The sequence below is a fragment of the Magnetospirillum sp. LM-5 genome, assembly GCF_902729445.1.
In the GTDB taxonomy this organism is placed as follows: Bacteria; Pseudomonadota; Alphaproteobacteria; order Rhodospirillales; family Magnetospirillaceae; genus Magnetospirillum.
On sequence record NZ_CACVCE010000045.1, the window covers coordinates 86,093 to 111,513 of the forward strand.

General features: G+C 66.8%; 25 protein-coding genes. 8 read left to right on the top strand and 17 right to left on the bottom strand.

Annotated features, from left to right (window positions below):
• Window positions 1-91: 91 nt before the first annotated feature.
• From holA to MTBLM5_RS14360, 6 genes are all read right to left on the bottom strand, one after another.
• Entirely contained in the window at window positions 92-1,117 is a 1,026-nt protein-coding gene (gene holA, locus MTBLM5_RS14335) for a DNA polymerase III subunit delta (RefSeq protein WP_173976761.1), read from the bottom strand.
• Window positions 1,114-1,659 (bottom strand): LPS assembly lipoprotein LptE, encoded by a 546-nt coding sequence (lptE, locus tag MTBLM5_RS14340; protein WP_173976762.1) that lies wholly within the window; start codon window positions 1,657-1,659, stop codon window positions 1,114-1,116. The genes holA and lptE overlap by 4 nt, the downstream gene beginning before the upstream one ends.
• Window positions 1,646-4,204, bottom strand: a complete 2,559-nt coding sequence (gene leuS, locus MTBLM5_RS14345; protein WP_173976763.1) for a leucine--tRNA ligase — start codon at window positions 4,202-4,204, stop codon at window positions 1,646-1,648. Before leuS ends, lptE begins: the two co-directional genes overlap by 14 nt.
• Window positions 4,205-4,261: 57 nt before the next feature.
• The gene (locus MTBLM5_RS14350) at window positions 4,262-4,792 is read right to left on the bottom strand and encodes a DUF3576 domain-containing protein (RefSeq protein ID WP_217425037.1); all 531 of its coding nucleotides are present in this window, start codon (window positions 4,790-4,792) and stop codon (window positions 4,262-4,264) included.
• 194 nt (window positions 4,793-4,986) lie between these two features.
• Complete coding sequence (locus MTBLM5_RS14355) at window positions 4,987-6,159, bottom strand: porin (RefSeq protein WP_173976765.1); 1,173 nt, start codon at window positions 6,157-6,159, stop codon at window positions 4,987-4,989.
• A 227-nt stretch (window positions 6,160-6,386) separates the two neighbouring features.
• Window positions 6,387-7,595, bottom strand: coding sequence for a porin (locus MTBLM5_RS14360; protein ID WP_173976766.1), 1,209 nt, complete (start codon window positions 7,593-7,595; stop codon window positions 6,387-6,389).
• Window positions 7,596-7,791: 196 nt separating this feature from the next.
• On the opposite strand from MTBLM5_RS14360, the gene MTBLM5_RS14365 reads away from it, so the two are divergent.
• Entirely contained in the window at window positions 7,792-8,445 is a 654-nt protein-coding gene (locus MTBLM5_RS14365) for a YggS family pyridoxal phosphate-dependent enzyme (RefSeq protein ID WP_173976767.1), read from the top strand.
• Here the strand turns inward: MTBLM5_RS14365 and MTBLM5_RS14370 are convergent.
• Window positions 8,436-10,208, bottom strand: a complete 1,773-nt coding sequence (locus MTBLM5_RS14370; RefSeq protein WP_173976768.1) for a glycosyltransferase family 41 protein — start codon at window positions 10,206-10,208, stop codon at window positions 8,436-8,438. The two genes, MTBLM5_RS14365 and MTBLM5_RS14370, sit on opposite strands and share 10 nt — an antisense overlap.
• Window positions 10,209-10,329: 121 nt before the next feature.
• Here MTBLM5_RS14370 and MTBLM5_RS14375 point away from each other — a divergent pair, with 121 nt between their 5' ends.
• Window positions 10,330-11,076 carry a bifunctional 2-polyprenyl-6-hydroxyphenol methylase/3-demethylubiquinol 3-O-methyltransferase UbiG gene (locus tag MTBLM5_RS14375; protein WP_173976769.1) on the top strand — a complete coding sequence of 249 codons (747 nt, stop codon included), beginning with the start codon at window positions 10,330-10,332 and terminating at the stop codon, window positions 11,074-11,076.
• Here the strand turns inward: MTBLM5_RS14375 and MTBLM5_RS14380 are convergent.
• The 4 genes from MTBLM5_RS14380 to ribA form a co-directional block, all read right to left on the bottom strand.
• Window positions 10,988-11,668 carry a thiamine phosphate synthase gene (locus MTBLM5_RS14380; RefSeq protein WP_173976770.1) on the bottom strand — a complete coding sequence of 227 codons (681 nt, stop codon included), beginning with the start codon at window positions 11,666-11,668 and terminating at the stop codon, window positions 10,988-10,990. The two genes, MTBLM5_RS14375 and MTBLM5_RS14380, sit on opposite strands and share 89 nt — an antisense overlap.
• 7 nt (window positions 11,669-11,675) lie before the next feature.
• The gene (locus tag MTBLM5_RS14385) at window positions 11,676-12,179 is read right to left on the bottom strand and encodes a L,D-transpeptidase (RefSeq protein WP_173976771.1); all 504 of its coding nucleotides are present in this window, start codon (window positions 12,177-12,179) and stop codon (window positions 11,676-11,678) included.
• A complete protein-coding gene (locus MTBLM5_RS14390; RefSeq protein ID WP_173976772.1) occupies window positions 12,176-13,189 on the bottom strand; it encodes a hypothetical protein in 1,014 nt (337 codons plus the stop codon). The genes MTBLM5_RS14385 and MTBLM5_RS14390 overlap by 4 nt, the downstream gene beginning before the upstream one ends.
• Before the next feature lie 120 nt (window positions 13,190-13,309).
• Window positions 13,310-14,437, bottom strand: a complete 1,128-nt coding sequence (gene ribA, locus MTBLM5_RS14395) for a GTP cyclohydrolase II (protein WP_173976773.1) — start codon at window positions 14,435-14,437, stop codon at window positions 13,310-13,312.
• A gap of 105 nt (window positions 14,438-14,542) precedes the next feature.
• Between ribA and MTBLM5_RS14400 the strand changes: the two genes are divergently transcribed.
• The 4 genes from MTBLM5_RS14400 to MTBLM5_RS14415 all read left to right on the top strand — a co-directional run bounded on the left by MTBLM5_RS14400 (window position 14,543) and on the right by MTBLM5_RS14415 (window position 18,629).
• A complete protein-coding gene (locus tag MTBLM5_RS14400; protein ID WP_173976774.1) occupies window positions 14,543-15,103 on the top strand; it encodes a winged helix-turn-helix domain-containing protein in 561 nt (186 codons plus the stop codon).
• Window positions 15,100-15,930: a polysaccharide deacetylase family protein gene (locus MTBLM5_RS14405; RefSeq protein ID WP_173976775.1), complete on the top strand. Its 831-nt coding sequence runs from the start codon at window positions 15,100-15,102 to the stop codon at window positions 15,928-15,930. Before MTBLM5_RS14400 ends, MTBLM5_RS14405 begins: the two co-directional genes overlap by 4 nt.
• Window positions 15,927-17,009 (top strand): hypothetical protein, encoded by a 1,083-nt coding sequence (locus tag MTBLM5_RS14410; protein ID WP_173976776.1) that lies wholly within the window; start codon window positions 15,927-15,929, stop codon window positions 17,007-17,009. Before MTBLM5_RS14405 ends, MTBLM5_RS14410 begins: the two co-directional genes overlap by 4 nt.
• Before the next feature lie 66 nt (window positions 17,010-17,075).
• The gene (locus MTBLM5_RS14415) at window positions 17,076-18,629 is read left to right on the top strand and encodes a hypothetical protein (RefSeq protein WP_173976777.1); all 1,554 of its coding nucleotides are present in this window, start codon (window positions 17,076-17,078) and stop codon (window positions 18,627-18,629) included.
• 10 nt (window positions 18,630-18,639) lie between these two features.
• Here the strand turns inward: MTBLM5_RS14415 and MTBLM5_RS14420 are convergent, their stop codons facing one another.
• The 3 genes from MTBLM5_RS14420 to MTBLM5_RS14430 all read right to left on the bottom strand — a co-directional run bounded on the left by MTBLM5_RS14420 (window position 18,640) and on the right by MTBLM5_RS14430 (window position 21,686).
• Complete coding sequence (locus MTBLM5_RS14420) at window positions 18,640-19,125, bottom strand: YchJ family protein (protein WP_173976778.1); 486 nt, start codon at window positions 19,123-19,125, stop codon at window positions 18,640-18,642.
• Between the two features lie 22 nt (window positions 19,126-19,147).
• Window positions 19,148-19,495: a hypothetical protein gene (locus tag MTBLM5_RS14425; protein ID WP_068498958.1), complete on the bottom strand. Its 348-nt coding sequence runs from the start codon at window positions 19,493-19,495 to the stop codon at window positions 19,148-19,150.
• Window positions 19,496-19,598: 103 nt separating this feature from the next.
• The gene (locus MTBLM5_RS14430; protein ID WP_173976779.1) at window positions 19,599-21,686 is read right to left on the bottom strand and encodes a transglycosylase domain-containing protein; all 2,088 of its coding nucleotides are present in this window, start codon (window positions 21,684-21,686) and stop codon (window positions 19,599-19,601) included.
• Between the two features lie 90 nt (window positions 21,687-21,776).
• Between MTBLM5_RS14430 and MTBLM5_RS14435 the strand changes: the two genes are divergently transcribed.
• On the top strand, window positions 21,777-21,977 hold the full coding sequence (locus tag MTBLM5_RS14435; RefSeq protein ID WP_173976780.1) for a hypothetical protein: 201 nt from the start codon (window positions 21,777-21,779) through the stop codon (window positions 21,975-21,977).
• Between the two features lie 4 nt (window positions 21,978-21,981).
• Here the strand turns inward: MTBLM5_RS14435 and MTBLM5_RS14440 are convergent, their stop codons facing one another.
• From MTBLM5_RS14440 to gpt, 3 genes are read right to left on the bottom strand one after another with little or no spacing between them, the layout of a single operon-like run.
• A complete protein-coding gene (locus MTBLM5_RS14440; RefSeq protein WP_173976781.1) occupies window positions 21,982-22,740 on the bottom strand; it encodes a metallophosphoesterase in 759 nt (252 codons plus the stop codon).
• A gap of 42 nt (window positions 22,741-22,782) precedes the next feature.
• Window positions 22,783-23,208: a thioesterase family protein gene (locus tag MTBLM5_RS14445; RefSeq protein ID WP_173976782.1), complete on the bottom strand. Its 426-nt coding sequence runs from the start codon at window positions 23,206-23,208 to the stop codon at window positions 22,783-22,785.
• 60 nt (window positions 23,209-23,268) lie between these two features.
• Window positions 23,269-23,712, bottom strand: coding sequence for a xanthine phosphoribosyltransferase (gpt, locus tag MTBLM5_RS14450; RefSeq protein WP_173976783.1), 444 nt, complete (start codon window positions 23,710-23,712; stop codon window positions 23,269-23,271).
• A 105-nt stretch (window positions 23,713-23,817) separates the two neighbouring features.
• On the opposite strand from gpt, the gene MTBLM5_RS14455 reads away from it, so the two are divergent.
• Window positions 23,818-25,410, top strand: coding sequence for a gamma-glutamyltransferase family protein (locus MTBLM5_RS14455; protein ID WP_173976784.1), 1,593 nt, complete (start codon window positions 23,818-23,820; stop codon window positions 25,408-25,410).
• Window positions 25,411-25,421: the final 11 nt, after the last annotated feature.

Sequence of the window (25,421 nt, forward strand, 5' to 3'; positions counted from 1 at the left end):
CCTGCGGCGCGGGTCGGCGCGCGCGATGGTTCCCCCGACTCATTAGGGGACGCTTGGGGGGCAATTTCAACGGGTTGAAGAATGAAAGAGCTTATTTCGCCCGGCCGGCCGCCCGCGCCAACTGCATCACCGCGCGCGAGCACAGTTCTTCCGCCGGCATGCCGGTGGTCTTGCAATCGGTCTCGGCCTCGATCAGCAGCTCCAGCGCGCGGCCGACACGATCGACCGGCCAACGGCCGATCTGGCGGCGGACCCGATCGGCCATCTTGAAGATCACCGGTGGTTTCAGGGCGGCCATGGCCTGATCGGGCGAGCGGCCTTGCGCCACCAGGCCGGCGGCGAAGTGCAGCCGTTGGAAATGACGTGACAGCGCCCGCAGCACCGTCACCGCATTGGTCCCCTCCCGGGTCAGACGGTCGAGCACCCGCTGGGCGGTGGCATGGTCACCCTCGGCGGCGGCCATGGCCAGATCGTCCATCGACAAGGCGGCAGTGTCGCCGACACAGGCCGAAGCATCGGCCAGAGTGACCCGGCCGGGCCCCCCCATATAGAGCGCCAACTTTTGCAGCTCGGCCCGGGTCAAGCGACGATCGCCGCCCAGATGGTCCATCAGATAGGCCAAGGCGTCGGCTTCCGGCGTCAGGCCGTGGGTTTTCAGCTCCTCGACGATGACCTGATGCAGGCTGCCGCCTTCGTCGCCGTAACAGGGCAAGGCCGCCGCGTTGTCGGCGCCCTCGAACAGCTTGCGCAGCGACGAGCGCGGCCCCAGATCGCCGGCTTCCAGCAAGATCAGAGCGTCGCCCTTGGGATCACCGAGAAACCCCTGGACCAGCGACGACAGGGCATCGGCGGCGTCGCGCACGATCACCACCCGGCGCCCGCCGGTCATGGCGATGGCGGCGGCTTCGTCGGCCAGGCGGGCGGGATCGTCCTTCAGGCTGGCGGCGGTCAGATCGGCGACGCGGAAGGGGTCCTTGAGGTCGGCGACCACCCCCTTGCCCAACCGCTCGATTCTTTCGCGGACCAGGCCGCTGTCGGGCCCAAACACCAAGATGATCCGGGCCTTGGGATCGGGCGCCTTGAGGAAGGCCTCGATCTTCCCGCCCGACAGCTTCACCGGGAGAACTCGGGCTTGAAGCCGGCGGCGCGATTGGAGAAATAGGCCGCCAGCTGGTTGCGGATGTTGCCGGCCAGCTCGGACAGGGCGCGATCCTCGGCGTCCCGCTCGGTCGCGATGGTGCCGTAGCGCGGCCCGTAATAGCGATAGCTGGTGATCGAGCGGGCCGAGCCAGAAAATGCGGTTTTCTTCGCCGAGTCCGAGCTGACGTCCATCAGCGAGAATTGGGCAGTCATCGTCATGTTGCCCAAAGCGGCACCGCCATTTTCGTCGGTGGTCACCGCGCCGGTGGTTTCCACCACCCGAACGTCAAGATAGTAGCGTGGCCGGGCAATCTCGCCGCTGGGGGTGAGCTGCTGAACCAGGGCATTGCGCAATTGCTGCCCGATCCGGTCGTCGATGGCGGCGACCCTGACCTGGGCCAATTCCGACTCGGTCGGGCTTTTCTGCTCGGCGCGGTCGCCATACATCGGCCGGAAGCCGCACCCCACCGGGCCCAGCACCGCGATCATCACCACCAGAAGCGTTCTAGACCACCACATTGACGATCCGATTCGGCACGACCACCACCTTGCGCGGCGCCTTGCCCGACATTGCCGCGATCACCGCCTCTTGCGCAAGCGCGGTTTCCTCGGCCAGCTTGGCATCGGCATCCTTGGGCAGTTCGATGGTGGCGCGCAGCTTACCGTTGACCTGAACGGCGACGGTGACACTGTCTTCGACCAGAAGACCGGCATCGGCCACCGGCCACTTCGTGTCGGAAACCAGGGTGGCATGGCCCAGTTCGGCCCACAATTCCTCGGCCAGATGCGGCATCATCGGCGCCATCAGCAGCACCACCGCTTCCAATCCCTCGCGCATGGTCCAGCCCGAGGCGCCATCGGACAGGGCGTTGGTCAGCTCGCGGATGCGGGCCACCGCCTTGTTGAAGTGGAAACGGTCAAGATCTTCCGACACCAGGGCGATGGTCTTGTGGATCTGGCGGCGGATCTTGACGGCACCCTCATCCAGGGCGGGCATGGCAGCGCCCGGCGGCGGCAAGGTGTCGAGCGCGCCGATGACCAGCCGCCACAGGCGGTTGACGTAGCGCCAGGCGCCGTCGATCCCGGCGTCGGTCCATTCCAGATCGCGCTCGGGCGGGCTGTCGGACAGCATGAACAGCCGCGCGGTATCGGCGCCGTAGGTCTCGATGATATGGGCCGGGTCGACCACGTTGCGCTTCGACTTGCTCATCTTCTCGGAGCGGCCCAGCGCCACCGGCTGGCCGGTCTGGACGTGCTTCAGCGCGCCGCCTTCCTTGACCACCTCGTCGGGGTAAAGCCAGGCCCCGGCCTGGTCCTTGTAGGTCTCGTGACAGACCATGCCCTGGGTCAGCAGGCCATCGAACGGCTCCTTGACCCCCAGATAGCCGCATTCCTTCATGGCGCGGGTGAAGAACCGCGAATAAAGCAAGTGCAGCACCGCATGCTCGATACCGCCGATATATTGATCCACCGGCAGCCAGTAATCGGCCGCCGCACGGTCGAAGGCGACGTCGTCGCGGGTCGGCGAGGCGAAGCGGGCGAAATACCACGACGATTCGAAAAAGGTGTCGAAGGTGTCGGTTTCGCGCCGGGCCGGCTTGCCGCAGCAAGGGCAGGCGACGTGCTTCCAGGTCGGGTGATGGTCCAACGGGTTGCCAGGCTTGTCGAAACCGACATCTTCCGGCAGCCGCACCGGCAATTGCTCGGCCGGCACCGGCACGGCGCCGCAGGTCTCGCAATGGATGATCGGGATCGGGCAGCCCCAATAGCGCTGGCGCGACACGCCCCAATCGCGCAGGCGCCAGTTGACGGTCTTGGCCCCCAGACCCTCGCTCTCGATGCGGGCGATGGCGGCGGCCTTGGCGTCGTCCACCCCCATTCCGTTCAGGAACTCTGAATTGATCAAGGTGCCATCGCCGCTATAGGCCTCGGCGCCGACCTGATAGGAACCGGCATCCTCGCCCGGCGGCAGGACCACGGGCTTGACCGGCAGATCGTACTTGCGGGCGAAATCCAGATCGCGCTGATCATGGGCGGGGCAGCCGAAAATGGCGCCCGAACCGTATTCCATCAGCACGAAATTGGCGACATAGATCGGCAGGTGCCAGCCGGGAACGAAGGGATGACGGGCCTTCAGGCCGGTGTCGAAGCCCTTCTTCTCGGCGGTTTCCAGCACCGCTTCCGAGGTCCCCATGCGGTTGCATTCGGCGACGAAATCGGCCAGGCCGGCATTGTTCGCCGCCAGCTCGGCCGCCAGCGGATGGTTGGGGGAAATGGCCAGGAAGGCGGCGCCGAACAAGGTGTCGGGGCGGGTGGTGAAGATTTCCAGCCGGTCGCTGCGACCCTCGATGTCCCACACCAGCCGCGCGCCCTCGGACCGGCCGATCCAGTTTTCCTGCATCAGGCGCACCCGGTCGGGCCAGCGCTCGAGGCCCTTCAACGAGTCCAGCAGATCGTCGGCGAAGGCGGTGATCTTCAGGAACCATTGCGACAGCAGCCGCTTTTCCACCAAAGCGCCCGAACGCCAGCCGCGGCCGTCGATAACCTGTTCATTGGCCAGCACGGTGTTTTCCACCGGATCCCAGTTGACCCAGGATTCCTTGCGATAGACCAGACCGGCCTTCAGGAAATCCAGGAACATCTTTTGTTCGTGGCGGTAATATTCGGGCTCGCAGGTGGCCAGCTCGCGCGACCAGTCATAGGACAGACCCATCGACTTCAGCTGCTCGCGCATGGCGGCAACATTTTCCCGCGTCCATTTGGCCGGGTGGACGCCCCGCTCGATGGCGGCGTTCTCGGCCGGCAGGCCGAAGGCATCCCAACCCATCGGATGCAGGACGTTGAAACCCTTGGCCCGCTTGGTGCGCGCCACCACGTCACCCAGGGTGTAATTGCGCACATGGCCCATATGGATGCGGCCCGATGGATAGGGAAACATTTCGAGGACGAAATATTTCGGCCGGCTGGCAGCCTCGGTGGCGGCGAAGGTCTTGCGCTCGTCCCACACGCGCTGCCACTTGGTTTCGGTTTCCTTGACGTTATAGCGTTCGTCGGTGCGCGACATGTGCGTCCGGCCCTAAGATTCTGGAGTGAAGTAAGGAATTCGCTGAAGCCGGCCGCTTTACTCGGTCGAGACGATGCGCAGCTGCCGCGCCCGGGTCAGGATCGAATTTTCCAGATCGCCAGCCATCTTGGCCTCGATCTTGACATCGACCCACTGGCCCATGGCGTCGCGCGCCTGCTTGAACACCGATACCTTGACGCCGTCCGCCCTGAGCGCCCGGTCAAGGATGAAGACGTTGACCTTGAAACGCTCGTTCGGCGCCTCGGGCAGCTGGTACCAATCGGTGATGATGGTGCCGCCGAACGGATCGGCGGTGGCAATCGGCATGAAGCCCAGCGTGTCCAGCGACGCGCGCCACAGGAACGAATTGACGCCGATGCCCTCGCCGCCGCCGGTGCCCTTCTTCTTGTCGCCGAACAGACCTTCAGAGCCGAACACCGTCTCGCGCTTCTCGTCGCCCATGCGCGGGGCCGAGGCCCCACGGTCCCTGGTGGGATAGACCGCCTTGCCACCTTCGCAGGCGGACAGAACCACCACCGAAAACACCAGAACCAATACGGCAAGAACCCTTGCCCACAGACTGCTCATTGCCATCACCCTTGCAGATCGGCCGTATCGGCACGACAGACGCGCTTCCGGACGGCAATGCCGTCGGATCATTTGGGCAGAGAATGCACCCTTGCCGCCCCGGTGGGCAAGTCCTGCGTTGAAATCGGCCCTTTTCCAAAGACAAAGGCCCGCGGGAAACCCCGCGGGCCTGTATCCGTGATACCGATCCGACCTTAGAAGGTCAGGGCGATACCGGTGGCGATCACCCAACCTTCGTTGTGGTTGGCATCACCGGTGTTGCCGCTGGCCTTGGCCGACTCGTCATTCCACTCGACAAAGCCACCCGAAGCCTGCAGATCGATGCCCGGGCTCAGGCTATACTTGCCCGACACCTGATAGACGGTCAGCGAGTCCTGGCCGGTGGCGGTGGAGTCCTCGGCCTTCGAATTCAGGTAGCCGAAGCTGAGCTGCCAAGCGCCACCGTCATACATGATGCCGGCGTCCCAGATATGGCCATCGATATTCGCGGCGTTGGCAGGACGCGTAGTGGTATACGCGCCGGGCTTCTCGTCCAGGATACGCTGACGGTACGAACCGCCGACGGTCACCGGACCCCAAGCCAGCTGGGTACCGGCCGAGAATTCCTGCAGGTCGCCGGCGATGCCGGCAGCGTTGGCATCGCCCCACACGAAGCCGGTCGACAGCTTGACGCCGATCGGACCGAAGGTGTTGGCATAGCCGGCACCGACACCATAAACCGACTGCGACAGCGCCTGGTTCGAGTTGTCTTCACCCTTGCTGGGGCTGGTGGTGCCCGAGGCATTCGGGATGTAGGTGGCGCCCAGGGTCAGGCCGTAGAAGGTCGGCGCGACATAGGTGATCTTGTCGGCGTTGTCGTCGGTGTCGATCTCGGTGGTCTTCATCACCGAAACGGCACCCGGCTGGACGATCGACGAGCCGCTGATCAGCAGGCCTTCCGAACCCCAGTTGCCGGCGGCGTCGGGGGCCATGACATGCAGCAGCACGGCGCCATTGGCTTCCGAACCGACGATGACCTTACCAATGCCGCTTTCGATGAACACGTAGCTCTTGTCGATGACGTCGGGGTTCGACTGAGCGGTCTCGGAACCACCACCGGCTTCCAGCTCGATGTTGACGCCGATCTTCATGCCGTTGTCCAGCGTGGTGTCGCCACCGAAGAAGATTTCGTTGTCGCCCTTGACGTCGACATTGGCATAGCCGCGGCCGGTGCCGGCCTCGAACGCGCTGTCCTGCCAAGCGCCGACGACCCACCACTTGGAGAAACCGCCCAGGTTGAGCTTGATCTTCTCGGCGGCCGAGGCCGAACCGGTGGTCATCAGACCAGCGGCGACCAGCGCAGTGCTGGCGATAAGAACCTTCTTCATGGAAAACCCCTTTTGCTCGGTATGACTCAAACACAGGCGTTGGTGTGATCGCCTAATTTCTCGGCATCCTAGGCACTGCGCGAAAATTGGTCAACCGCGCCGGTGCACTGCGACATCAATCTTTGTCACCCTGTGGCGAATCGGCAACAGAACCGTCATCCGGCGTCCAGGCAAAAAGAAAGGGCGGCCGAAGCCGCCCTTTCCCAACTTGGTGTCGAAGCGTTCGATTAGAACGACAGCGACAGACCGGTCATGACGGCCCAACCTTCGTTGTGGTTGGCGTCGCCAGTGGCGGCCTTCGAGCCTTCGTCGTCGAACTCGGCCCAACCGGCAGTGGCCAGGACGTCCACGCCCGGGCTCAGGTTGTACTTGCCCGAAACCTGCCAGATGGTGATTTCGTCTTCCAGGTTGTTGCCGGCGTTGCCATCGCTCTCCGACTGGAAGTAAGCGAACGACACGGCCCACGGACCGGAAGCGTACTGGATACCAGCGTCCCAACCAGTGGTGTTGACCAGGTTGCCGTTGGTGGCAACGGCGCTACCGCCGCCATTACCATACTGACCGCCCTTTTCGTCGGCCTTGTCCTTACGCCACGAACCACCGACGGTGAAACCGGCATAGGACAGCTGACCACCAGCGACGAACTGGGTGAAGTCCGACGACACGCCAGCGGCGTTGGCATCGCCCCAGATGAAGCCGGTCGACAGCTTGACGCCGACGCCACCGAAGGTGTTGGCGTACAGAGCGCCGACGCCCATGGCTTCCATCGAGGTCGCCTGCAGGCTGTTGTCTTCGCCCTTCTGGGCGCTGGTGGTGCCCGAAGCGTTCGGGATGTACGAGGCGCCGAGGGTCAGACCGTAGAAGGTCGGAGCGACGTAGGTGATCTTGTCGGCATCGTTGTCGATGCGCGGAGCGGTGCCGTTGCCGCCGACGAAGCCACGAACGTTGGTCGGCGAAACGATGGCGGTCGCGCCGCCCGACGAGTTGCCACCGGCCAGAACGCCGCCTTCACCCCAGTTGCCAGCGGCGTCCGGAGCGTTGACGTGCAGCAGGTACACGCCGTTGTTCTCGGAACCGATGATGAACTTACCGAAGCCGCCGGCGATCCAGATGTAGGACTCGTCGATCACGTCGGGGTTCGAAGCAGCGGTCTCGGTGTGGCCACCGGCTTCCAGCTGAATGTCAACGCCGATTTCCAGGCCGTTGTCCAGCTTGGTCGAACCGCCGAAGAACACTTCGTTGTCGCCCTTGACGTCAACGTTGGCATAGCCCACGCCGGTGCCGTCTTCGAACGAGCTGTCCTGCCAAGCGCCGACAACCCACCACTTCGAGAAACCGCCCAGATTCAGCTTGATCTTTTCAGCGGCCGAGGCGGTGCCGGTGGTCATCAGACCGGCGGCGACCAGCGCGGTGCTGGCGATAAGAACCTTCTTCATGTTAACTCCTCTCTTTTGGTACGGAGTGCGACAGCGCACCCAAATCCAAATGAACGAACGACGGTGATCCAGCCATTTTGACGGCGGCAAGTCAAGCAAGGGGGAAAGCCTCTGTGTCGAATGCCTCGCACTGTGGCGAATGTGCAACAGAACGCCGGCCCGGCCCGGCCTGGAAAAGAAGGACCAAATCCCGGCAATGTCAGTCGCTTCCGCCCTTTCCGCCGTCCTCGGCTCGATCCGCCACGCCGCCGCCGGCCGCGACGTTACCTTGGTCGCCGTCTCCAAGACTCACGATGCCGAGACCGTCGCCCAGGCACTGGCGGCCGGTCACCGCGTGTTTGGCGAGAACCGCGTGCAGGAGGCCATGGCCAAATGGCCGGCGCTGAAAAAAGGCTTTGACGATGTGGTCTTGCACCTGATCGGCCCGCTGCAGACCAACAAGGTGCGTGACGCGGTGGCGCTGTTCGACGTCATCGAAACCCTGGACCGCCCCAAGCTGGCTCGCGCCCTGGCTGAGGAAATCCGTCGGTCGGGCCGCAGCGTCGAGTGTCTGGTCCAGGTCAATACCGGCCGCGAGGCGCAAAAGGCCGGCATTGACCCCGACCAGGCCGACGCCTTGATCGCCCTGGCCCGCGACCAATACGGCCTGCGGGTGACCGGCGTGATGTGCATCCCGCCGGCCGACCAGGACCCGGCGCCGCATTTTCGCCTGTTGGCCGATATCGCCGGGCGCAATGGGCTTGCGGTCGTCAGCATGGGGATGAGCGGAGATTTCGAGACCGCCATCGCGGCGGGAGCCACCCATGTCCGGGTCGGTTCGGCGATTTTCGGGGCCAGGGATTACGCCTGACACCACCGCCGGCGCCAGAAATCGCGCAAGACCGCTTCCAGCGCGCGGGTATATCCGGCGGCATCGACAAGAGGCGAGGAAGCGATCCGGGCCCGCATCCCGGCGCGCAGGTCGCGCAGACGGCCGGGATCGGCCGCCAAATCCACGGCGATCCTGACGAAATCGGCCGGATTGGCGGCGGCCAGTTCCGGCAGGCCCAGGGCGGTCAGCAAGGACAGGCCGACCCGACCGACGAAGCGCGATCCGGCCAGGGTCACGACCGGCACCCCCATGTACAGGGCCTGCCAGGTGGTGGTGCTGCCGTTGAACGGAAAGGGGTCGAGGCCGATATCGACATGGGCATAGGCGGCCAGGTGGTCCGCCTCGCTTTGGGTGTCGCCCATGAACAGCAGCCGTTCCGGCCCGATCCCCAGGGCGCCGAAACGCTCGACATAGCGATCCTTCAACCCGGTCTCGCCGAACTGGTCGCGATATTTCAGCACCAGCCGCGAGCCCGGTACCGCCTTCATCACCTCGGCCCACAGGGCCAGGCTGGCATCGGTCATCTTGACCGGGTGGTTGAACGACCCGAACGTCACCGGCTGGCCGGAAAGACAGGGCGGGGCGGCCACCTCGGGCGCGCTCTCGGGCCTTGGTTCGTAATAGAAGCAGGGCAGCCGCAGCAGCTCCTCGCCGAATTCCTCGCTGGTCTGGCCCGGCGGATGAAGGACCGGATCGGTGATCCAGCCATCCATGCCGGCCAGTCCGCTGGTGCCGAAATCGTGCCAGCTGACCTGCAGCGGCGCCGGCTTCAATGCCGCCAGCCGCAGTCTGTTGTCGCCGGTCCAGCCGGCCAGGATGACCAGGATGTCGATCCCGTCGGCGCGGATTTGCTGGGCCAGGACGTCGTCGGAAGCCCCGGCGGCGTGGCGCCAATGCTCGACCTTGCCGGCGATGCGCCGGGTCACCTGGTCGGGGGCGGCGGTCAGGGAATAGATGAAGACCTCGAAAGTCTGGCGGTCATGCGCCGCCAGCACATCCTCGATATTGCCGGCGACCGGGTGGTTGCGCAGGTCGGCCGAGACATAGCCGATCTTCAGGCGCCGATCGGGATCGCGATCGTTGGCCGGGGCCGGAAGCGGGGCCAGGTGGGCATGCAGCTTGACCCAACCGGCCACCGCCGCCGCGAGCGACTGGGGCGTGCTGGCGGTGTCGTAATAGTGGGTCAGCACCAGATTGCGCGCCGCACTTTCCAGCGGCTTGGCGGCCAGGCAGCGGCCGTACAGCTCGACCGCCCGGTGCGGGCGGCCCTCGAGCCGATGCACCGAGGCCAGGCTGTTCAGCGCATCGACCCAATCGGGACGGATGGCCAGGGCGCGGTTCAGCAGATGGGCGCCCTCGCTGGTGCGGCCGCGGCGCACCGCGACGTCGGCCAGCATCTTCAACTCGACCGGACCGTTGGGGGCCAGCGCCAGGGCCCGGCGCGCATGCTTTTCCGCCTCGACATAGCGCTCGATCTCGAACAACACGCGGGCCAGATTGACATGAGCAGCCCCCAGGTTGGGGTTCAGGGCCAAGGCCTTGCCGAACTGGCCGATGGCGTCGGCGTGGCGGCGGGTCATGGCGCTGACCATGCCCAGATTGCACCAGATGGCCGCATCCTTGGGGGCAAGCTTGACCGCCTGGCGCAGCAAGGCGTCGGCATCCTTGGTTCGTCCGGCCTGGATGGCCTGGCCGGCCTGGCCGATCAGTCGCGCTACCTGCTCTTTTTGGGTCTTGCTCATGAAACGGCTTCTAACATGCCGGGGCCGACAGCGTACAGGGGGCGAGGTTTTTTTGGGTGGTGACGGTCCGTCGCCATGCTATCACTCTGCCCGGCCCCCAGAGTTTGACCACGAGAAGCGGATGCTGTCCGACAAGGCTGTGACCCCGATAGGTGCGGAAACCGTCGATTATCCCGGTGAGGACCTTAACGTTCTCTCGGCGTCGAAGAACTATTACCGGTGGATCGTCGATATCATGGAGCCCTTCGTCAGCGGCCATACCGTCGAGTATGGCGCCGGCATCGGCACCATGTCCCAACGGCTCAGGCCCCATGTCGAGCGCCTGACCCTGATCGAGCCGGCGACCCATCTGGCCGAGCGGCTGACCCATAGCTTCAAGGACGATGCGGCGGTCGAGGTGCTGAACAACACCCTGGAACGCCACGCCCCCTTTCTGCCGGCCGGCAGCATCGACGCCTTCGTCCTGGTCAACGTGCTGGAACACATCGAAGACGATGCCCAGGCGGTGAAATGGATGTTCGAGGCGCTGGCACCCGGCGGCAAGCTGGCGCTGTTCGTGCCGGCCCTGCCGTGGCTGATGAGCGATCTCGACCGCGCCCACGGCCATTTCCGCCGCTATCGCCGCCAGGATCTGGTGCGGCTGATGGACATGGTCGGCGCCGAGATCGAGCTTTTGCATTTCTTCGACATGCCCGGCATCGTGCCGTGGTGGCTGCTCAACACCATCGGCGGCAAGGTCGATTTCAACCTGCCGGCCGTGCGCGTGTTCGACAGCCTGGTCATTCCGCCGACCCGCTGGCTGGAAACCCGCTTCCCCCCGCCGATCGGCAAGAATCTGGTGATGGTGGCGCACAAGCCCCGTCGGTGATCCAGCCGGAAATGGCGCCGTAGCCGGCGACCCCCACCGGGCCAAGCCGCAAGGCCGAAGAACCGGTGATGCCGCCCAGGGCGATCACCGGCAGGCCGGCACGCCTTGCCCAGCCGCGCCAGCGCACCGCCCCGATCCCCGCCGCCGCCGGATGGGAATGGGTGGGAAAGACCGGCGACAGGATCGCCGCGTCCACACCCCGACATCGGGCCCGCGCCAACGCCATCGGCGAATGGCAGGCCGCAATCAGCAGGCCGCCCCGGCGACGAACCCAACCGCGCACCGCCGCCAGCACCCCCCGGCGCGCCATCCATTCGGGCAGATGCACCCCATCGGCCCGAATGGCCGCGGCCAGGCGCCAGTCGGCCGCGACCACCAGCCGCAGCCGGTGGCGCCGGCAGGCGACCGCCACCTTTTCGGCCAGATCCCGGCGATCATCGCCGTCATAGAGTCGCAGCAGCACCACAGCACCGGGCGGCAGAAACGGCAGGACCGGCCGGGGATCGGGCAGCCGAACCGGGTCGGTCACCAAGATCGCCCGGGGAATGCCCGTGACCGGCGTCAATCGGCGGATGGCGGCGGCAAGCTTCATGGCGACACTATAGCGCAGACACCACCAAAAGATCGCCGGGCCGGCAATCGGCCAGCAAGTCCAGCAGGTCAGCGAGGTCGATGGCGACGCAGCCCTCGGTCGGCTTGCCCTCGGGATCGGCGACATGCAGGAAGATGGCGCTGCCCCGTCCGGCGACCGGCGGATCGTCGTTGTGGCCCAGCACCACCACCACGTCGTACAGATGATCGTCGCGCCACATCTTTTCGCAGCGGGCCGGATGTGGAAGTTCGACCGAGCGATTGTAATCGGGGTGAGCGGAATCGTCGCACCAACCGTCGGCCGGGCCGATTTCCGCGACCTCCAGCCCGGTGACCGGCCGGGCCAGCCGATCCGGCCGGTACAGCGCCCGGCGCAGCGGCCAAGCCCCGACCGGGGTGGCGCCGTCGCCTTCCCGCTTATCGACGATGATTCCCGACCGTCCCAGCCGGCACGCGATCCGCCGCCCGTTCCAGCTCAGCCAGCCATCGGCGCCGACATCGATGCGCATCATTGCAGGTCAAGAGTGGTGGTGGGCTGCGGCCGGGTCGCCAGGCTGCCGGCCTTTTCATACTTGTCCAGCGCCTTGTTCATCGACTGGACCCAATCGGCCGGCGGCGCCGGCATGCCGGTCGGGGGCACCGCCATCTTGCCCGAGCCGGGCAGCATCGGATGCGCCTGGCCGCCCAGTCCCTGGTCGGCCATGATCTTCTGCACCGCCATGGCGTTGGACGCATTGTTGGCCGACACCGGATCACGGCCGGTGATCGGCACGTTGGACCGGCTGCCGGAATTGGACACCGGCACGCTGATCGGCTGCAGCGGCTGCGGGTTGACCGCGCTCATCCGGTTGGGAATCGGCATGAAGCGGCTCGGCTGCTGGCCGATAGGGGTGAAGGGCTTGGCATCGGCCAGGGGTGCCGCCGGCTGGGCCAACGCCACCTTCTGGACCGCCGCCTGGGGCGCCGGCGCCGCTGCCGGCGAGGCGACCATGCCATCGGCGGTGAACATCACCTGCGGCGTCTGGGTCTGGCCCGGCATCGGCTCGGGCAAGGTGACCACCGGCGCGGCGGCCACCTGCATCGGGGCGCCTGCTTCTTCCGGCTTGGCCTGGGCGATGGCGGTGGTGGGGGCATCGTCCTTGAACATCGCCAGGACGTGACCGCCCACGGTATTGCCGGTTTCCTGCTCGATGACGCAGCCCGCGGCCGAGGCGATCAGACCGATCGGGCCGCCGAACAGGGCGCCACCGGCCAGACGGGCGCCGACGCCGATCTTGTCGCCGGTCAGTTCCTGGTAAAGCGTGTTGATGACCGGAATGTGCTGCAGCGGATTGATGACGTCGAGGACATCCCAGAAGCTGGGTTCCTCCTCGGCGAACATCGACAGGTCCTTGCCGGCGGCCTTGGCGTCGCGTTCGACGGCGGCGGCGCGTGCGGTGTCGGCGCGTTCCGACGCCAGGAACGGCACCAGCCGATCGGGATCGGAATAGGTCGGAGCTTGGGCGGACGCGCTGATGCTCATGGCAGGCCTCGATGAATGACAGCTTCTACTGTGCAAACCCGATGCCAAACTCTAACCCGTTGATTTTACGTGATATGCCTTGGAGGCGCGGCACTATTTCGGCAGAAAATGCCGGGCAGCCTAGAAAAGATGACCGCCCTTGGTGGCCTTGGTGCGCAGATATCCCTGATTATGGTCGTTGGCCGGAAAGACATGCGGCACCCGTTCGGCCACCACCACGCCGTGGGCGGCCAGGGCCTCGACCTTCAGCGGATTGTTGGTCAGCAGGCGGACCCGCTCGACACCCAGCAGCCGCAGCATCTGCGCCGCCGGCAGATAGATCCGCTCGTCATCGTCGAATCCCAGCTGCAGGTTGGCATCCAGCGTATCAAGCCCGTCATCTTGCAGCTGATAGGCCCGCAGCTTGTTGACCAGGCCGATGCCGCGACCTTCCTGCGACAGGTACAGCAAGATGCCCGCGCCGGCCTGAGCGATTTCGGCGATGGCGCCGCGCAACTGGTCGCCGCAATCGCAGCGCAGCGACCCCAGCAGGTCGCCGGTGAAGCATTCGGAATGCAGGCGGGCCAGCACCGGCTGGGCGGTATCGGGCTCGCCGATGATGATGGCCAGGTGCTCGATGCCGCCATCGGCGGGCCGGAAGGCGACGATGCGGGCGTTCTCGGCATCGACCAGCGGCACGCGGGCCTCGGAAACCTTGCGCAGCGAGCGGGCCGCCGTCTGCTGGTACTCCTCGATGGCGGCGACGTCGACCACCACCACGCCCGACAGCAACAAGGCGCCCGCCGTCGGTACCGCCACCAAGGTCGCCGGCAGCAGCCGGGCCAGCTTGGCCAGTGCCACCGACGCCGCCGGAACCGAGCCGGCGGCAACCGGCTGCATGGTCAGCGTCGACAAATCCGGCTGGGGAACGTCGCGGGCGACCGGATCGGCCAGCCAGGCGACGGTCAGCGGGTCGATCCCGGCGGGAAGATCGACCCGGGCGGCGGGCGCGGCAACGTCATGGCCCAGCACGGCGGCGCGACGGTTGCTGAGAATCAGGCAGGGCCGGGTGCCGGCCAGGGTGGTCAGGTGGGCCAGACTGTCGGCCGTCGCCGCCTCGGCGGCCAGGGCATAGGCCACCCGGCTGTCGGTGCCGCGAACCGCCACCACCGCACCGCGCCGCAACTCGGCCACGGCGCGATCGACGGCGATCAGTGGCGGCGGCGGCGGCTGGTTGGGACCGGGAGAGACGTCAAGCGGCTTCGTCATGGGACCTTCACGGGGGTTTGGGCCTGGCACCATAGCGGTTTTCGTCCGCCGGAAAAAGGTCCGCCGCCATTCCCGCCGGCCGTCTTTCGGTTTATATCTGGGCGGATGAAGTCAACGCCCCTGATCTTGCTGATCGACGACGATTCCGTGGTGCGCGACACCCTGGCCGAGGTGCTGCGAAACGCCGGCCATGCGGTTGCCAGCACCGACGGCACCGGCGCACTGCCCGCGGCCGATCTGGTGGTTGCCGCGACCGCGCCGACCGACGGTTCGCTGGCCTGGGTCGCGCTGACCAAGCCGGTGCGCGTGGCCCCGCTGCTGGCGGCGGTGACGGCCGCCCTGGCCCGGCGCGAGGCCTGCCGGGTCCGCTTCGGCGGGTGGTGCCTGGATGCCCCTGGCCGCATGTTGGTTCACCAGGACGGGCACAGGGTCCGCCTGACCGACAAGGAGGCGGCGATCTTGAGCTTGCTGGCCAAGGCCGACGGCGCCGTCGATCGCCAGACCCTGCTGGCCGAGGTGTGGGGCTATGGCCGATCGGTGACCACCCACACCCTGGAAACCCATATCTACCGCCTGCGCCGCAAAATCGAGGCCGATCCCGATGGCGCCGCCTTGCTGCTGACCGAGCCGGGCGGCTATCGTCTGATCCGGACGGAGGAATCATGATTCCGGTCAGCACCATCGCCGAATTCGAAGGACGGCTCGGGCCGGCGGCGCGCCTGCGTGCTGGTCTGCGCCGCGCCGCCTTGGCCGGATTGTCGCTGCTGCCCGGCCGCGGGCGACGGGCCGCCTTGCGTTTCCCCTATTACCACCACGTCTTTGCCGACGAGCGGGCCGGCTTCGCCCGGCAATTGCGCTGGATGCGGCGCCACGGCGAATTCCTGGGCTGGGACGATGCCATCGCCTTGATGCGCTCGGGCGATCCCATCGACGGGCGCTATTTCTGCCTGAGCTTCGACGACGGCTTCAAAAGCTGCGCCACCCATGCCCTGCCGATCCTGGTCGAGCACGGGGCGACGGCGGCGTTCTTCGTCGCCACCCGCTTCATCGGCACCGACCCCGAGCGCGACCGCGACCTGCTGCTGGGTTTCTATCCCGGCGAGACCCGGTTGATGGAATTCATGAGCTGGGAGGATTGCCGGGCCTTGCAGGCTGCCGGCATGGTGGTGGGGTCGCATACCGACGGCCATGCCCGCCTGTCAGCGCTAGACGCACGGGCGGTCGCGACCGAATTGACCGTTTCGAAGGCCCGAATCGAGGCCGAACTGGGCGGTCAATGCCGCCATTTCTGCTGCCCGTGGGGCCAGCCCGGCACGACCTTCCTGCCCGAGCGCGACCCCAAGATCGCCGAGGATTGCGGCTACGGCTCGTTCGCGACCACCGTGCGCGGGCCGACCCGGGCCGGTGATTCGCCGTTCTTCATCCGCCGCGACCATACCCTGGCCAACGACCCGGACTACCAATTGCGCACCTTCCTGCTGGAGCGGGGATGAACCGCGTCTTGCGCCCCGCCACCCTGGCCGACGGAGCCGAGGCGACCGAATTGCTGCGCCGCCTGGGGCTGGTCATGCCGTCGGGCGAACAGGCCGTCGCCGCCCATTGGCGCCGCCTGTGGCTGGATAATCCGGCTTTGTCGCACGACGGTTCTGACCCCCTGCCCGGCTGGGTGCTGGAGGCCGATGGCCGCATGGTCGGCTTCTTCGCCAATTACGCCCAGGCCTATTGGCGGGGCGACCAGCGCCTGACCGTGGCCATCGCCAGCCAATGGGGGGTCGAAAAGCCCCATCGCGACGCCACCGGCCTGTTGTCCGACGCCTATTTCGCCCAGCCGAACGTCGATATGATCCTGGTCACCACCGGCATCAAGGCGACCGGGCGGCTGTTCCAGCGTTATGGCGGCCTGCCGGTGCCGCAGCCGGGCCTGGACCGCGTCCGCTTCTGGGTCACCGATGCCGGCGGTTTCCTGGCGGCAAGCCTGCGCAAGAAGGGCTGGCCGGGAGCCGGGGCAGCGCGCCATCTGCGCCTGCCGGTCGGCCTGACCTGGCCCGCAGCACCCCGGCGCGCCGTGAATGTGGAAAGCACCGCGCCCTTCGATTCCCGCTTCGACCGCTTGTTCGCCGCCAAGCGGCGGGAACACCCGGACCAGCTGTTCGCCGACCGCACCGCGCCTGCCCTGGCCTGGCACGTCTTGCCCCATGCCGCTCGCGACGGCTTGCGGGTCCTCGCCATCGACCGGGCGGGCGAGCTGGACGGTTATGCGATCTTGATCCGCGATGATGCCGAGGCCATCGGCTTGACCCGCTGGCGGATGGCCGACCTGCTGGTCCGCGAGGACGATCCCGCCATGGTCGCCGATCTGGTCGGTGCCGCCGTGCGCCTGGCCGCCGCCGAAGGGGCGGCTTTGCTGGAAGTGGGCGGGATGGCCCAGCCGCTTCAGGCGACGATCGCGCGATTGGGCGGCCTGACCCGGCCGCTTCCCACCTGGCCGTGCTATTACCGGACGTGTACCGAGCAATCCGATGGTGCGGCGTGGTATCTTACCGCCTATGACGGCGACACCGTCCTGTTCTAGTGTCCTGCTTATCCCTGAAATTCGCGGAAGGCCGCGAATTTCAAAATCACCACACCAGGGTTCTTCATGCGTCTCTTCCTTTCGGCCGTCCTTGCCCTTCCCACCCTGACCGGCGGACGATCCTTCGCCATCGCCGTGGCCTGCCTGACCTTCCTGGTGACGCTTCCGGTTGCGACGGTCCCGGTGCCGCCGCTGACCGACTTCGTCAATCACCTGGCCCGCATGGGGATTCTGGCCGACATCGGGACCAATACCGCGCTGGCGCGCACCTATGCCATCGAATGGGCGGTGATCCCCAATCTGATCATGGATGTGATGGTGCCGCCGCTGGTCCATCACCTGGGCCTGCCGGGCGCCGGCCAATTGTTCCTGACCATGATGGTCCTGCTGCTGGTCACCGGGCCGATGGCCATCCACCGCGCGCTGTGGGGGCGGTTCAGCCCCTGGCCGTTGCTGGCCTTCCCGCTGGTTTATAACGGCATCTTCCTGTACGGCCTGGTCAATTACCTGCTGGGCGTCGGCATCGCCCTGTGGGGGGTGGCGCTGTGGATCGCCTTGCGCGATCGCTCGGTCGCCCGGCGGGGCCTGGCCTCGGCGATCATCGTGCTGGTGCTGTTTTTGTGCCACCTGTTCGCCGTCGGCCTGTACGGCCTGACCCTGCTGGCCTTCGAGCTCTGGCGCCTGGCCCAGCGGCGCGGCGCCTGGACCTGGCGCGATGTGGCCGCCTTCGCCCTGCCCTTCGCCCCGGTGATCCCGCTGATCCTGGCCAGCCCGACCCTGGGGCTGTCGAAGATGAATTTGTGGGAATCCCACGGCAAGCTGGACGGGCTTTACCTGACGGTGCAGCTGTATCGCGATCCGGTCGACATGGTGTTCGCCGCCATCCTGGTGGGGGCGACGGTGTGGCTGGCCAAGCGCGACCTGCTGCGTCTGCATGGTGCCGGCTGGGTGTTGTTGGCCCTGGGCGGCGTGGTGTTCCTGGCCATGCCGCGCCAATTGTTCGGTTCGTGGATCGCCGACCAGCGGCTGCCGGTGGCTCTGGTGTTCCTGACCATCGGGTTCGTCGCCCCCGAACTCAGGGGCCGACTGTCGCGCGGCGCCTTCTATGCCTTTATCGCCGGGCTGACCCTGGCCCGAACCGTCGAGGTCCAGGCCAACTGGCTGGATCTGGCCGACATCACCGCCGATATGCGCGCAGCCGTCGGTCGGATGCCGCGTGGGGCCACCGTGCTGGTCGCCCATGCCGACGAACCGGCCGGCGGCATGGTGATGGAACAGGCGCTGAGTCACGCGCCGTCATGGGCGGTGATCGATCGCGACGCGCTGGTCTCGACCATCTTCGCGGTGCCGGGCAAGCAGGTGCTGGCGATCCGTCCCGAATTCGCCGATCTGGTCGATCGCGACGACGGCGACCCGCCCACCGTCAGCCAGATGTTGGCCTCGATCGACGGGCCGGTGCCGGGCGCCGCCCGTTTCTGGGACGCCTGGCCGGGCCGCTATGACTTCGTCTACATCCTTTATACCCGGCCGGGCGCCGCCAATCCCGACCCCGACCACCTGCAGCCGGTGTTCGAGGGGCGCGGCTTCCAGCTTTACCGGACCATGCCCGACCGGGATTGAAGGCTGGGAGTTAGGCGCCGCAGCACTTCTTGAATTTCTGACCCGAACCGCACGGACAAGGATCGTTGCGGCCGACCTTGTTGGCGACCACCCGCTGGGGCGGGCGCGGGTTCATCACACCATCGACATAGAGCCAGCGGCCCTCGACGATTCGAAACGAGCCCAGCTCATGATGAACATAGGGCTTGCCGCCGGCGGTATAGCGGGCGACGAACTCGACATGGCCCTTCTCGCCGGTTTCGTCGATGCCGCTCGAGCGGATTTCCAGACCCTGCCAGCGGGCCGCCTCGACCAGCGCCTCGGTTTCCTTGGAATCGTAATCGACCAGCGCCTCGGGGGCCAGGGTGGTGCCAAGGTAGGCGACGTCACCCTTGACGAAGGCGCTGTAGCGCGAGCGCATCAGGGCTTCGGGGCTGGGGGCGGGTTGGCCGGCCAGCAAGGGGGCGCAGCAATCGTCGAAGCCGCGGCCCGAGCCGCAGGGGCATGCAGAGGTCATGTGAATTCCCGGAGTTGGCGGATCAGAACTCGATCAGGTTGGAAAACATGAAGATACCCAGGACGGCCGCCACATAGAAGGCGCCGCCCAGGCCGAGAAGGAACAGCACATTGCCGGCCGTGCGCAAGGGAAACATGCGCATCTCGCGGCTGACCCGCTCGCCCGAGCGCTTTTCCATGCCGCCGACCACGGTGATGAAGTAGCGGTTGGAAAACAGCGGGAAGGTCAGGCGGATGTTGATGGGGTGCCGACGCCAGCTGGCCGGCTTGATGGCCTGGTAAAGGGCGGCCCGCTGTTCCTCGGTGAAGCTGCGCACGACGTCGGGGGGTACCCGGTCGAGCAACATTTCCAATCCACCATCTTCCGCCATGCCCAGCCTCCACCCCTGATGATCGGGTGCGATCCCTTGCCCGGCAGTTTAGACCCGAACCCAAGGCGGTGTCGATGGTCAGAATCGGGGGCGGATCAGCGGGTTAGCGACCGAAGATACTGTTCAACAGATCATCGATGGCGTTGCCGATGGCCCGGATCGGACCAGACCCCGAGGTGGCATTCGGCCATTCTCCGGCGGTGCCTTCGGTACTGGCCGCGGCCGAGGGGATTGGTTCGGGCACCGCCAGCGGGCGGGCCGGCAGGCCGCGATGGGCGGCTGTCATGACGCTTTTCCACAAGGTCGCGGGCAGGCCGCCGCCGGTGACCTTCTTCATCTCGTGGCGCTGGTCGTCGTTGCCCAGCCACACGCCTGCGACATAATCGGCGGTGAAGCCCATGAACCAGGCATCGCGATAATCCTGGGTGGTGCCGGTCTTGCCGGCGGCCGGCCGGTCCAGACGCGCCCCCTTGCCGGTGCCCTCGCTCAGGACCGCGCTCATCATCTCCTGCATGTGCAAAAGCGCCTGATCCGAGATCACCTTGCCGAAGCCCTCGCCCTGACGGCTCCACAGCACCTTGCCGTCGGGATCGGTGACCGCCTCGACCCCGAAGGCCTGCACGCCGTAACCGCCATTGGCAAAGGCGGAATAGGCGGTGGTCAGTTCCAACAGATTGGTCTCGCTGGTGCCCAGCGCCAGCGACGCCTCTCGTCCCAGTTCCGAAACGATGCCCAGTTTGTGCGCCAGATTGACCACCCGGCCGGGGCCGACCTCTTCGATCAGGCGGACGGCGACGGTGTTGGTGCTTTGCGCGAAGGCCCGGCGCAAGGTCACCGGCCCCTCGAACTTGCCGTTGTAATTGCCGGGCTTCCAATTGCCCAGCTTGATGGGGGCATCGTCGAAGGTGTCCGACGGCGTCAGGCCCTGTTCCATCGCCGCCAGATAGACGAACGGCTTGAACGACGAGCCCGGCTGGCGCTGCGCCTGGGTGGCGCGGTTGAACTGACTGTCGTCATAGTCGCGCCCGCCCACCAGGGCGCGCACCGCGCCGTCGGGGGCCATCACCACCACCGCACCCTGGGTGGCGGCGGCCTTGGCGCCGGGACCATCCAGCATGGCCTTCAAATCGGCCTCGGCCTTCCTTTGCAGGCCCAGATCCAAGGTGGTGTGGACCACGATGTCACGCCCTTGCACGTCGCCCATCTCGGACAGGTGGCTCATCACCCAATCGGCGAAATAGCGTCCGGCCGGCACCGGCCGCTTGACCGCACGCGCCGCGCCGGTCAGGGCGGCCAGATCGGCGTCGCGCCGATCGATGAAGCCGGCCTCGACCATGTTGGACAGCACGTCCAGGGTTCGTTTGTGGCTGGCCTCGGGGTCGTTCAGCGGGGAATAGCGGCTGGGCGCCTTCAACAGCCCGGCCAGTACCGCCGATTGGTAAAGGTCCAGCCGGCTGGCCGAGACGTCGAAATACCGCTTGGCGGCGGCATCGACCCCGAAGGTCCCCGAACCGAGATAGACCCGGTTCAGGTAGATGGTCAGGATCTGCTCCTTGGTGAAGCGCCGCTCCAGCCACAGGGCCATCAGCAATTCCTGGACCTTGCGCTTCAGCGTGCGGTCGGGCGTCAGGAACAGGTTCTTGGCCAATTGCTGGGTGATGGTCGATCCGCCCTGCACCACCCGGCCGGCCCGGATATTGGTGACGGTGGCGCGCGCCAGACCCCAGACATCCAGGCCGAAATGGCGATAGAAGCGGCGATCCTCGGTGGCGATCACCGCCTGGGCGATGGTGGGCGCCATTTCCGCCAGTTCCAGCGGCCGGCCATAGACGTCGCCGAACGTGGCGAAGGTCTCGCCGTTGGTCGATTGGAACACCACCGCCGGACGGCGGGTGGTGGTGGTCATGCCGTCGATGTCGGGCAGATCCATGGCGTACCACGCCACCAGGCCGGCGACCCCGACCCCGACCCAGATCGCCGCCGTCACCCCCCACAGCACCAGCCGCTTGAGCCAGGATCGCTTCGGCCCGCGCCCTTGGCCACCCCCGCCGCCCGACTTGCGGGCGCGCCTGGGCGCGGCCGGCTGGCGCGGCGGCGGCGGCGCGGCGGCGGGTCCGTCGGCGCTGGACACCAGCCGGTCGGACGGATCAAGGGTCAGGGTCGGCGGGCGCGGGCGCTTGTCGTTGGCCATGACGCGGTTCTACCCCCTGGCACGCCGGGACGGAAGGGGGTAAACTTGCGGCCCTTGGCATTCTTTAAGCCGGCATTTTCGAGGACGATCATGGAAACCCTGGCGGTCACCATTCCCACCGAGTTGAAGGAACGCCTGGAAAAGCTCGCGGCGGAAACCGACAAGAGCCTGGACGAGTGCCTGACCCTGGCGGTGGCCGAATTCGTCGCCAATTGGGAAATCCATCTGGGCGACATGCACCAGATCGACGAGCACGAAGCCCGCGCCGTCCTGAAGGCGGCCAACGACTGATCCGTCACAGCTCGAGGATCAGCGGCCGGAAGTTCTCGTTCTCGGGGGCGCCGCGCTGGCGGCTGACGATGCGGGTGGGGCCTTCGAAATAATCGCAATCCCAATGGGAATGGCCGTGCACCCACAGATCCGGGCCGTGCGCGGCGATGATGTCGTCTAGCCCCGATACCGAGCAGGTGGTCGGCACGTGATCGGGGCGCGGCGCCTTCAGGCCCCGGGCCGACGGCAGATGGTGGGTGACCACCAGGGTCGGGCCGGCATGGGGCCGGGCCAGTTCGGCCCGCAGAAAGGCCGCCGAGGCTTGGTTCCACGCCAGCACCTGCGCAGCGGTTAGCGTCGCGCCATGGGCACCGCGGCCATTCTTGTAGTCCGGCATGCTGGCCTGCGCCTTTTCCATCGTCCCGGCAGCGTCGCCGGTCAGGGCGTAATCGGTCCACAGGGTGCAGCCCAGCACCCGCAAGGTGCGGCCATCGATGGGAAATTCGGCCACTTCATCTTGCAGGAAGCGTAATCCCGGAACCCGGCCGGTGACGCGGCGCAGTTCGGCGATGGGGTCGGCGCCGGCGACATGGTGCCAATATTCGCGGTTGCCGGCGACATAGACCGCCGGGCGGGCCCGCAGATGGTCGGCGATCCACAAGGCACCCTCGACGCCCCAGCCGATATCCCCGGCCAGCACCACCAGATCGGCCTCGATCGGCGGCATGGTCCACGGGCCTTTTTCCACATGCAGGTCGGACAGAATGGCAAGGCGGATGGTCATGGCCGCACATTAGAGGAAAATAATAAGCCCGTCACCCGCTCGTTAGGGTTGGCGCGTCGTCCGCTCATAGGCCTCGGCCCGCTCGCGCAGGGCATCGGGAATGGGGATGGCCTTGGCCTGCTTGAAATCGGTGATGCACACCACGTATTTGGCGGCGAAATGCTGGTCTCCGGTTGGTCCATGGCCGTCGATCAGGAAGGTGATCGAGGCGCTGCCCAGGCGTTCGATGCGCACCGACACCGTCAGTTCAAGGTCGGGGGCCATCGGGCGGATGAAGTCGCATTCGACATGCACCATCGGCGAGCCGGTGCCCGTGGCGATCATCTGCATCCATGCCGAGCCCAGGATATCGCGATACCACCCTTCCAGCGTCTCGTTGCAATAGTCGAAGACCCGGGGGGTATAAAGGATGCCGGCGGGATCGCAATCGCCCCAGGCGACGCGGTGCTGGCGGACGTACAGGGACATGACCGGCCTCGGCTTAAATTGGTACTCGGATGCCGATTATGGCCGGCGGGCCTTCGGCAATCAAGCCTGGGCCGGCCGGGCTTCCCATGGAAACACCACCCAGGTCGATTGGGGCAGCGCCGTCAGTGCGGTATCCAGGGTGTCGGCCCCGGCCGGCTTGGCGTAGATGGCCGCCAGATGCGCACCGGGCAGCATGGCGCGGATGGCGCGTGCGGTGGCGCCGCTATCGACCAGATCGTCGATGACCAGCCAGCCGGTCCCGTCGCCCGAGGCGGCCTTCAGCACGTCCAGTTCGCCCTGGGCGCGGTCGTCATAGCTGGACACGCACACCGTCTCGATCAGACGCAGATCCAGCTCGGTGGCGATGATCGCCGCCGGGATCATGCCGCCGCGGGTGACGGCGAAGATTCCGGCGAACGGGCCCTTGGCGCGCAGCATTTCGGCCAGCGCCACCGCGTCGCGGTGCAGTTGGTCCCAGGTCAGGGTCAGGGTGGTCGCGGTCATGGCCCGGTGTGCCACGAATGGCCCCGTAATGGCAAGCTCTGGACGGGACAGAATGGTTGACGCAATATTGGTCCGCCGAACACCCGCAGAGCGGATTCCTTCTGAATGCTCAATACGCCCATGTCCCGGCGCGGCATGGTGGTGGCACCGCACCACTTGGCCGCCCAGGCCGGCCTTGCCATCCTGCGCGAGGGCGGTAACGCCATCGAAGCCGCCATCGCCGCCGCCGCCGCCTCGGCCGTGGTCTATCCGCACATGAACGGATTGGGCGGCGACGGCTTTTGGCTGATCGCCGAACCGGGCAAGCCGCCGGTCTCGATCGACGGGTCGGGTGCCGCCGGCGGCAAGGTCGATGCCGATCTTTATCGCGGCCATCGCCTGAAGGCGGTGCCGGTGCGCGGACCCCTGGCGGCGGCGACGGTGGCCGGCGCGGTGTCGGGCTGGCAGCTGGCGCTCGACGTGTCGGCCCATTGGGGCGGCGGCATGGGCCTGGACCGCCTGTTCGAGGATGCCGTCCACCTGGCCCGCGACGGCTTTGCCGTCACCCGCCACCAGGTTGATTCGTTGGCGCGGAACCTGTCGGTCTTGCGCAAATCCCCGGGGTTTTCGGCGACGTTCCTGAACCGTAATAAACCCTTGCCGGTCGGCGCCATCCACACCCAGCCCCGCCTGGCCGAGACCTTCGAGCGCCTGGCCGAGGTGGGGCTGGACGATTTCTATCGCGGCGACATCGCCCGCGCCCTGGCCGAGGATCTGAAGGCCGCCGGATCGCCTTTGAAGGCCGAGGACCTGGCCCGCCATCGCGGCATGCGCCGCCGGCCGCTGTCGCTGGGCCTGCCGGCCGGCACCGTTTTCACCACCGCGCCGCCGACGCAAGGGCTGGCGACGCTGATCCTGCTGGGGGTGTTCCAGCGTCTGGGCATCAGCCAGCCCGACAGTTTCGCCTGGGTGCATGGCCTGGCCGAGGCGACCAAGCTGGCCTATCGAGTGCGCAACGCCCACCTGACCGATCCGCACCGCATGTCGGTGCATGCCACCACCTATCTGACCGATCACCTGCTGGACCGCATGGCCGGCGAGATCGATCCGGCCCGCGCCGCCCACTGGCCGCACCCGGCCCAGGACGCCGATACCGCCTGGATCGGCGTGATCGACGGCCAGGGCCGCGCCGTCAGCTATATCCAAAGCCTGTTCCACGCCTTCGGCTCGGGGGTGGTGTCACCGTCCACCGGCATCGTGTGGCACAACCGGGCCAGTTCCTTCGCCCTGGACCCGGCCCACCGCAACGCCCTGGAGCCCCGGCGCAAGCCGCTGCACACCCTGGCTCCGGCGCTGGCCCGCCTGAAGGACGGTCGGTCCCTGGTGTGGGGATGCATGGGCGGCGACGCCCAGCCGCAGGTGGTGTCGCAGATCTTCACCCGCGCCATCTTGCTGGGCCAGGACCTGCAAGAAGCGGTCTCGGCGCCGCGCTTCGCCCTGGGCCGCGGCCTGGACGGACGAATCGCCAGCGATTTGAAGCTGGAAGCCCGCTTTTCGCCCGAGGTGGTCGAGGCCCTTGCCGCCGCCGGTCACCAGATCACCGAAGTCGCCCCGTTCGACCCGGCGCTGGGTCAGGCCGGGGCCTTGTTGCGCCATGCCGGCGGCACCATCGAAGGGGCCGCCGATCCCCGTTCGGACGGCGCCGCCGCCGGCTGGTAATTCATATCGAT

Bases quoted from the DNA above. Each gene is read 5' to 3' on its own strand.
- lptE (WP_173976762.1), bottom strand. From the start codon at position 1,659: ATGTGGTGGTCTAGAACGCTTCTGGTGGTGATGATCGCGGTGCTGGGC.
- leuS (WP_173976763.1), bottom strand. From the start codon at position 4,204: ATGTCGCGCACCGACGAACGCTATAACGTCAAGGAAACCGAAACCAAG.
- MTBLM5_RS14350 (WP_217425037.1), bottom strand. From the start codon at position 4,792: ATGAGCAGTCTGTGGGCAAGGGTTCTTGCCGTATTGGTTCTGGTGTTT.
- MTBLM5_RS14355 (WP_173976765.1), bottom strand. From the start codon at position 6,159: ATGAAGAAGGTTCTTATCGCCAGCACTGCGCTGGTCGCCGCTGGTCTG.
- MTBLM5_RS14360 (WP_173976766.1), bottom strand. From the start codon at position 7,595: ATGAAGAAGGTTCTTATCGCCAGCACCGCGCTGGTCGCCGCCGGTCTG.
- MTBLM5_RS14365 (WP_173976767.1), top strand. From the start codon at position 7,792: ATGTCAGTCGCTTCCGCCCTTTCCGCCGTCCTCGGCTCGATCCGCCAC.
- MTBLM5_RS14370 (WP_173976768.1), bottom strand. From the start codon at position 10,208: ATGAGCAAGACCCAAAAAGAGCAGGTAGCGCGACTGATCGGCCAGGCC.
- MTBLM5_RS14375 (WP_173976769.1), top strand. From the start codon at position 10,330: ATGCTGTCCGACAAGGCTGTGACCCCGATAGGTGCGGAAACCGTCGAT.
- MTBLM5_RS14380 (WP_173976770.1), bottom strand. From the start codon at position 11,668: ATGAAGCTTGCCGCCGCCATCCGCCGATTGACGCCGGTCACGGGCATT.
- MTBLM5_RS14385 (WP_173976771.1), bottom strand. From the start codon at position 12,179: ATGATGCGCATCGATGTCGGCGCCGATGGCTGGCTGAGCTGGAACGGG.
- MTBLM5_RS14390 (WP_173976772.1), bottom strand. From the start codon at position 13,189: ATGAGCATCAGCGCGTCCGCCCAAGCTCCGACCTATTCCGATCCCGAT.
- ribA (WP_173976773.1), bottom strand. From the start codon at position 14,437: ATGACGAAGCCGCTTGACGTCTCTCCCGGTCCCAACCAGCCGCCGCCG.
- MTBLM5_RS14400 (WP_173976774.1), top strand. From the start codon at position 14,543: ATGAAGTCAACGCCCCTGATCTTGCTGATCGACGACGATTCCGTGGTG.
- MTBLM5_RS14405 (WP_173976775.1), top strand. From the start codon at position 15,100: ATGATTCCGGTCAGCACCATCGCCGAATTCGAAGGACGGCTCGGGCCG.
- MTBLM5_RS14410 (WP_173976776.1), top strand. From the start codon at position 15,927: ATGAACCGCGTCTTGCGCCCCGCCACCCTGGCCGACGGAGCCGAGGCG.
- MTBLM5_RS14415 (WP_173976777.1), top strand. From the start codon at position 17,076: ATGCGTCTCTTCCTTTCGGCCGTCCTTGCCCTTCCCACCCTGACCGGC.
- MTBLM5_RS14420 (WP_173976778.1), bottom strand. From the start codon at position 19,125: ATGACCTCTGCATGCCCCTGCGGCTCGGGCCGCGGCTTCGACGATTGC.
- MTBLM5_RS14425 (WP_068498958.1), bottom strand. From the start codon at position 19,495: ATGGCGGAAGATGGTGGATTGGAAATGTTGCTCGACCGGGTACCCCCC.
- MTBLM5_RS14430 (WP_173976779.1), bottom strand. From the start codon at position 21,686: ATGGCCAACGACAAGCGCCCGCGCCCGCCGACCCTGACCCTTGATCCG.
- MTBLM5_RS14435 (WP_173976780.1), top strand. From the start codon at position 21,777: ATGGAAACCCTGGCGGTCACCATTCCCACCGAGTTGAAGGAACGCCTG.
- MTBLM5_RS14440 (WP_173976781.1), bottom strand. From the start codon at position 22,740: ATGACCATCCGCCTTGCCATTCTGTCCGACCTGCATGTGGAAAAAGGC.
- MTBLM5_RS14445 (WP_173976782.1), bottom strand. From the start codon at position 23,208: ATGTCCCTGTACGTCCGCCAGCACCGCGTCGCCTGGGGCGATTGCGAT.
- gpt (WP_173976783.1), bottom strand. From the start codon at position 23,712: ATGACCGCGACCACCCTGACCCTGACCTGGGACCAACTGCACCGCGAC.
- MTBLM5_RS14455 (WP_173976784.1), top strand. From the start codon at position 23,818: ATGCTCAATACGCCCATGTCCCGGCGCGGCATGGTGGTGGCACCGCAC.